Origin of the sequence: Alteromonas sp. I10 (genome assembly GCF_003201515.1) — a bacterium.
Classification (GTDB): Bacteria; Pseudomonadota; Gammaproteobacteria; order Enterobacterales; family Alteromonadaceae; genus Alteromonas; species Alteromonas macleodii.
Map to the genome: position 1 here is coordinate 1 of NZ_QJJN01000016.1, position 6,943 is coordinate 6,943.

The following is a 6,943-nucleotide window of genomic DNA, read 5'->3' on the forward strand; positions in this document are numbered from 1 at the left end:
GGAGTGTCATATTCTACGTGTGAAGTAGAAATGGTGATACCACGTGCTTTCTCTTCAGGCGCGTTATCGATTTGATCGAAAGCCTGTGCGTTACCGCCGTAAGTTTTAGAAAGAACTGTAGTGATAGCTGCAGTTAGGGTAGTTTTACCGTGGTCAACGTGGCCGATTGTACCCACGTTTACGTGGGGTTTCGTACGTTCAAACTTTTCTTTTGCCATTTCTATTATCCCAGCAAAGTTACATTAAAAAATTTAGAAATTTTACATGAGCTGGGGAGAAATAAACTGGTGCTGATAGGCAGATTTGAACTGCCGACCTCACCCTTACCAAGGGTGCGCTCTACCAACTGAGCTATATCAGCACTGATTTGGAGCGGGCAGCGGGAATCGAACCCGCATCATCAGCTTGGAAGGCTGAGGTAATAGCCATTATACGATGCCCGCAATCCTAATTCTCTGGCCACCTCATAGAGAAAGTGGTGGAGGGGGCAGGATTCGAACCTGCGAAGGCTGAGCCGGCAGATTTACAGTCTGCTCCCGTTGACCGCTTGGGTACCCCTCCAGATTGATGGTGCCGACTGCCGGAATCGAACTGGCGACCTACTGATTACAAGTCAGTTGCTCTACCAACTGAGCTAAGTCGGCACTACATCAAGTGGGTGCGCATTCTAGAGTATTGTTTAACTCTGTGCAAGTGTCTTTTTGAAAATTTTTCAATTTTCTTTTTTGACCAATTTTTCAACTAATCAAAAACTTACGTCGATGTTCCCTTTAGAAGTTCACTTCGAGCGTAGCGGGCAAGACCCTGCATCACCAAATGAGCGAGGCGCATGTTATCAGCAGATTTTAAGAATGCAAACACTTTTTTGTCTCCACCCCCTAAAATTATGTCAAATTCGGTTTGTTTGCTTGATATGTAATCAACCGCGCTCAAATAAACACCATACAGGGCAGCATGACACCCTGTTGCTACACAATCTTCTGTATCGGTCCCCACTCCAAAGGTGGTCGGAATTTCATCATTCGCGAACACTTTTTTAGTTGAAGCAACCAATGCATTACGCATTACTTGAAATCCAGGTACGATCCAACCGCCTAAATGTTGACCATCCACAACAAAATCGACCGTTATTGCCGTACCCACATCCATAACAAAAAATGCTTTTTTTGATTTTTCTGCCGCGCACACCATTGCAAGCCATCTATCAACGCCCATTTTTTGAACATTCGCGTAACTATTTTTTATGCCGAAGGCTTCTTTCTCTGTGTGCTTTTCTACAAAAATAATATTTCGCTCGCTACACATGGCGGATATTTCATCAACCAGCTCCTGATTTCTTACCGAGGCGATATATAAATGGGAAATTTTTTTCTGAGAATCGATAAAAGAGAATAGAGATTTTGCATCTTCGCATGCATTAGGCTCTTCTTCTGCATCACAAAGCAGTGAATATTTTATTCGGGTGTTACCGATATCCACTAATATGACGTGGTTTTCTTCAATGTTGTTCATATTTTTGGTTTCAATCGCAAAGCAATGCGTAAAACGAACGGATAAAATGCTATTTAAAAATCACAAAGATGAACTACGAAGTACTTTTATTATAAATAATGGCCAAAATCTTCGTAGCTCAGCTTTAAAGTAAAACAAAAATAAAAAGTTAATTGCCTCTAAGGCTAACTTCGCCACCGTGGAAACGGGTAATACCGTCTTGCGTTTCAACAAGAAGCGCGCCGCTGGCGTCCACTCCCCTATCAATTCCGGAAAAACGCTTCTCACCCATTTGTAAAACAATGCGTTTATCGGCGTATAAGTCGAGCGCTTCCCAATATGCTGTGAATGGCCCGAAGCCCTGCTGGGTAAATTTAGGTAAATAAGACCAAAGCGATTTAATTATTTCTGCCGCCAATGCATTTCTATCTGGGATAGTGCCCAAATATGACGCAAGATCGCTATGAGGCTGACCAACATCGTACTGATTATCGGGTACGCAAACATTCAAACCTATGCCGATAACACTATGCGCCGTAGCGCCTATTTGCCCTTCTACTTCAATAAGTACGCCCGCAAGCTTTTTACCTTGCAAATAAATGTCATTCGGCCATTTAAGCTCGGCGTCTTCTACGCCAAATTCTTTAAGTGCATCGCAAACTGCCAAGCCTACCAATAAAGAAAGTCCTGCCATGCTTTGATAACCGTCGGGAAAAGACCAGTACATAGAAAAAGTTAAGCTTCCGCCAACTGGCGCTAACCATGAACGGCCGTGTCTACCGCGTCCATCGGTCTGAATTTCAGCAAAAACGACATCGCCGTTTTCAAGATCTTCTCGTTTGCTGGCAATACGCTTCTTCATTTCCGTATTGGTGGAAGGTAATACCGACTCCACATCAATAACCGCTCGTTTTGTATTGCCTAAATGACGTTTAATGCTGTCGGCGCTTAACAATGGAAACCCTCGTTCTAAACGGTAGCCTTTACCTTTTACTTTAAATACATCTAATCCCCAATCGGCGAGTTGGGAAATATGGCCTGCAACTGCTGTGCGCGAAAGGCCCACTTGCTGTGCAATGGTTTCCCCTGAGTGAAACTGGCCGTCGGACAACAAAGCGAGTATATGTTTTCTTATAGCTTTTGATGCTTGTCTCATAGCGAAATAAGTCCTTTGCTTCCTAATAAGCGCACTTCTGGCTCAAGCTGTATGCCGAACTTCCCCTGTACGCTTGCTATGATATCTTTTGCCATGGTTATTACATCGTTTCCGGTGGCACCACCTAAGTTAGTAAGTACCAATGGCTGTGTAGGGTGGCATCGTACTTTATTCAAAGTCTTGCCCTTAAAACCTGCCTGGTCGATAAGCCACGCGGCAGGAATTTTTATTTGTTCTTTTTCAGTGGCTGGCAGCTCAACACCTCCGTGCACCACAAAATGGGGCACTGAATCATACTCTTGTGCGATCGCTTGAAACACAGCTTTTGAAACCACTGGGTTTTTGAAGAAACTTCCTGCATTGCCTAGCTCGGCAGGATCGGGAAGTTTGCTCTTCCTAATTTCTATTACCTTACTATACACCTTTTCTGGTGTAGGCTCAGTGAGTGCCGCTAGTTCGCCATAGCTGGTCTCAAGTTCGTAGTGCTTGGGCAGTTTAAAGTTTACATGAGTGATTAGCACTTTGTTCGCTAGTGCATGCTTGAACACACTGTCTCTATAGCCAAATTGACAGTCTTCATTGCCCAACAATACCTGCTCGCCGGTTTCAAGAAATACACACTCTACTTTGTCGATCAACGTATTCACTTCTCGTCCGTACGCACCAATATTCTGAATTGGGCATGCGCCTACTGAGCCAGGTATTAAGGCGAGATTTTCGAAACCATACCACTTCTCTTTCATACACAAAGTGACGAAGTCATGCCAGTTTTCACCTGCACCTACACGTAAGTAATGGTGACTTTCAGTATCAAAATGGCTTATTCCCTTAATCTCGTTAACCAGAATTGTACCGTCAAAGTCGTCAGTGAAGACTGAATTGCTTCCACCGCCCAATATATAAATGGCTTTGTTATTGTTTTTAGAAGTTTTGAAGATAGACAGGAATGAAGTAACGTCGCTAAACGACTGGATAGAATCACAAGAAGCGGCGAGGCCAAATGTGCTGTATGGTTGTAGTGAAGGCATAGAGTTTTACGAACTGCGAACAATTCGCTAATGGTAGGGTAACGAAGCAGCAAATAAAAGCGCAAAGAAGGAATAATATTGTTGCCAATATTGCTAAGCGCTAGAGCATTACCACTTTCATTCGTTAAAGTGAGAAAACGGAAGCTAGCGCTTATACGTAAATACAGAGAACTTACTGCTCTTTGGCTTTATAACCAATACGAAACCCTCCCCAATGTTTACCGTTCACATGTATCGGTGCAGATAGATCATGCATGACCTCACCTGTATCTCGTTTGTAAGTTTGTAGCAAGAAAGTAGAGGTATTGCTGCCACAACGACTTCCGGTTTTGTCATCGAATATCCGTTTCGTTCTGTTATTTGCTAAATCCGTATCGTAATTACCAGTAAGGGGCTGACTAAACTTCTTGTTGTGGGTAGGAAAGTAACCATTTACGTCAACTGCGCCGGCATAAATAATGAAACTGTGTGTTTCTAATAAAGGTTCTTGGATAGCGGGAAGTACGTCGTCGGTGAACTTATCAAAAGGTGTCGTGTGCTTTATAGGATTAGTGTTCGGTATAGGTGAATAGTCAAAATTAAACAGCTTTGCTTCCGATATTTTCCCTTCTGAAATCGCTTGCTCGAAACGCTCTCCAACAGTTTTGGCTGCATTTACTGCAATGTCTCTAACTTCGCTGTTTCGATCATTAACGTCGAAGCTTTCCAGCAGCCTGAAAATATCTTCAGCTTGACTACTCAGTGATAGCGCCTGAGTAGAAACATCAGTGAGGTCGTGCTCTAATTTTTCTGTCGTCGTGTGCAACTGAAGTATATTGGTACTTATACCTGCGCTATGTTCTGCATTATTTTCTACCATTGCTTGCATAGCGCCCATCGATTCCCGGGCTTTTGTAGAGAGCATACTGGAGTGTGAGATAGCTTCTTCGCTCTCCTTTAATTTCACATTCATGTTATCACTAGAGTTAAGCACCGTTTCCATAGTAGCCACTGCGGCCTGGCTACTAGTATTCATATCCTGCAGCAGACTTTCTATTCCAGACGTGGCGTCGGTTGTTTTCTTGGCAAGCTCTCGTACTTCATCAGCAACAACGGCGAAACCACGTCCTTGGTCGCCCGCTCTTGCAGCTTCAATAGCCGCATTCAGCGCTAGCATATTTGTTTGATCGGCTAATTGGTTAATGGTGTTTGTTATTGTACTTATTCCCTCGGCCTTACTTTTTAATGTAGTAAGCGCTTCAGATGACGCATTTATGTTTTTAATCAGCTGCTGTTGCTGTCTTAATACTTCTTTTAACGACGTACTTCCGAACTGCGTTTTCTCGTCAGATTCATTCATAGAAGATGCAGCATTCTTCGCAAGATCATCTAACTGAGTTGAGGAGACTTCTAACTGTTGGAGTCTACCGCTCATCTCGCCGATGTTCGCGACTTGCTCATTAAATGCTTTTGATAACTGTTCTAAAAAGAAAGAGATAGAAGCACCACCAATTGCAATGTTACTCGCGGCATGACTCACTTTCGTTGCATCATTGCTGTGTGCATTGTTCTTATAATCGTCAGTTAGAACAATTTTACTAGCGGCTATATTTTGGTTTTGAAATACCTTCTCAATAATAAAGGCCGCGAAAAGGATAGTAAGAAACGTAGCAACTGTAGAGATTAGTAGGTGTGAAGTAACAAAAAACATCACTACATTAACGAGACCGGCAATAACAGCTAAAACTAAATACTTCATCAGGCGCACTTAACATTTCATTAACACCTTAAAAATGTAAAGCGTTTTAAATCAATTATCCATAAGCGGATAGTATTAGTTATGGGGTCAGAGTACTTTATTAAGTGAGCATTGTATTCATTAGCAAATGAAATAAACGCTTCAAGGTACGAGTTGTCAGATTAATGAAGTGAGTAGATTGACTCTACCCCATTAGTAATGGGGTCAGAGTACTTTATTGGCTGAGTATTGTATTCATAGTAAATAAAATAAACACTTCAAGGTACATGTTGCCTCACTCGTAAGGAGTGTACTTTACTTGGACTCTATCGCTTATAAACGCTTTTTTATTACTAACTGTTATCTGGTACTAACTCGTTAAGGTGCAAAACCATCCAACCGTTAATATAAATATTTCGAGGCCGCCTAGCATCGTAAATGGCACCAGAAGTAACCAAGTCATTTACTTTTGTTTTGCTAAGCACAAGGTTATCAACACGATAGTAATTGCGCAGTAATAACGCTTTATCAAATTTCGCATGTTGACTCGGCGAGACAGGTGTTGTGTGAGCAATGTTTCCGACTTTAAAAGTAAGAGTATCATCATCAACACTAAGTAATTTCAGGGGGACATAGCGAAATCGAGCATCCGATGAAGGATCTATAGCTCTATAGTCAATATAGAAAAAGTCGTTTTTCTGAGGATTAGCTAAGACCCGCTCTTTTTCACTATTTTCAATAAATGCATTACCAACAAAGAAGAATGCTATTAGAAGAAAGCAAACAAGTTCTGCATGCAGCTTTAATAGAGCGGTCACTGGTTCAAGTTGAAAATTACCCCGCAAATAAGCTGGGTTATTATTGAATGGTAAGGCTGACATACAAACTTTCTAGCTGTTTAGTGTTTTTATACCATACCGATTATTTTTCAACCTGTCGCTTTTTCTATACATTCAAATAAGTCCACAGCATTGATCCCTCGAATAATGGGGTCAGAGTACATTTCTCTAATAAGGTGTGCTGGCGAATTAGAGTACTTCTCCCACACTGTTATGAAATCACGCATGGTTAAATTCGTTTTTTAAAAAAAGTACTCTGACCCCTTTATTATTTTTCTGGTGAGCTATTTATGAAATGCTTTCTGGCACTGCCTAAGCACTGAAAACGGCCGAAGGGTAACTCGTCTTTTTTTGGGTGTCAGAGTAGATTGTTACTTCTTTAAAAAATGGAGGCGGAGTACATTTCTCTGATTTAGCGGCACTGGGGGTAAGGGAATGACTATGTTCTGATGTTTAAAGTAATAAAGTACTCTGACCCCAATTTGAGGTTTTACTGGGGGGAATGGGGATTAATGTCCTCTGCCCCTTTTTTTTCTTTCTGCGAAAAGAAAAAACCCCGCCGTTAGGCGGGTTTCTTTAAATGGGACCTGGCAGTGTCCTACTCTCACATGGGGAAGCCCCACACTACCATCGGCGCTAATACGTTTCACTTCTGAGTTCGGAATGGAGTCAGGTGGTACCGTATCGCTATGGCTGCCAGGAAAAACTGGTA

The 6,943-nt window shown here is 42.1% G+C and carries 7 protein-coding genes, 4 tRNA genes and 1 rRNA gene; all 12 read right to left on the reverse strand.

Annotated elements, in window-relative coordinates:
• A partial coding sequence (locus BZA03_RS20010; RefSeq protein WP_258364627.1) for a GTP-binding protein occupies nucleotides 1–218 on the reverse strand: 218 nt, incomplete at its 3' end.
• A 67-nt stretch (nucleotides 219–285) separates the two neighbouring features.
• Nucleotides 286–361: transfer RNA gene (locus BZA03_RS20015), tRNA-Thr, on the reverse strand.
• A 7-nt stretch (nucleotides 362–368) separates the two neighbouring features.
• Nucleotides 369–443, reverse strand: a tRNA-Gly gene (locus tag BZA03_RS20020).
• A 33-nt stretch (nucleotides 444–476) separates the two neighbouring features.
• Nucleotides 477–561: transfer RNA gene (locus tag BZA03_RS20025), tRNA-Tyr, on the reverse strand.
• Nucleotides 562–568: 7 nt separating this feature from the next.
• Nucleotides 569–644: transfer RNA gene (locus tag BZA03_RS20030), tRNA-Thr, on the reverse strand.
• Nucleotides 645–753: 109 nt separating this feature from the next.
• Nucleotides 754–1,512 (reverse strand): type III pantothenate kinase, encoded by a 759-nt coding sequence (locus BZA03_RS20035; RefSeq protein ID WP_110289685.1) that lies wholly within the window; start codon nucleotides 1,510–1,512, stop codon nucleotides 754–756.
• A 148-nt stretch (nucleotides 1,513–1,660) separates the two neighbouring features.
• Complete coding sequence (birA, locus tag BZA03_RS20040) at nucleotides 1,661–2,647, reverse strand: bifunctional biotin--[acetyl-CoA-carboxylase] ligase/biotin operon repressor BirA (protein ID WP_039222269.1); 987 nt, start codon at nucleotides 2,645–2,647, stop codon at nucleotides 1,661–1,663.
• The gene (gene murB, locus BZA03_RS20045; protein ID WP_110289686.1) at nucleotides 2,644–3,675 is read right to left on the reverse strand and encodes a UDP-N-acetylmuramate dehydrogenase; all 1,032 of its coding nucleotides are present in this window, start codon (nucleotides 3,673–3,675) and stop codon (nucleotides 2,644–2,646) included. Before murB ends, birA begins: the two co-directional genes overlap by 4 nt.
• A gap of 172 nt (nucleotides 3,676–3,847) precedes the next feature.
• Nucleotides 3,848–5,413: a methyl-accepting chemotaxis protein gene (locus tag BZA03_RS20050; RefSeq protein WP_110289687.1), complete on the reverse strand. Its 1,566-nt coding sequence runs from the start codon at nucleotides 5,411–5,413 to the stop codon at nucleotides 3,848–3,850.
• Between the two features lie 332 nt (nucleotides 5,414–5,745).
• Complete coding sequence (locus BZA03_RS20055) at nucleotides 5,746–6,273, reverse strand: hypothetical protein (protein ID WP_061486600.1); 528 nt, start codon at nucleotides 6,271–6,273, stop codon at nucleotides 5,746–5,748.
• Between the two features lie 47 nt (nucleotides 6,274–6,320).
• On the reverse strand, nucleotides 6,321–6,458 hold the full coding sequence (locus BZA03_RS20465) for a hypothetical protein (protein WP_156086956.1): 138 nt from the start codon (nucleotides 6,456–6,458) through the stop codon (nucleotides 6,321–6,323).
• Nucleotides 6,459–6,816: 358 nt separating this feature from the next.
• Nucleotides 6,817–6,932 (reverse strand): 5S ribosomal RNA (gene rrf / locus BZA03_RS20060).
• Between the last annotated feature and the right edge of the window lie 11 nt (nucleotides 6,933–6,943).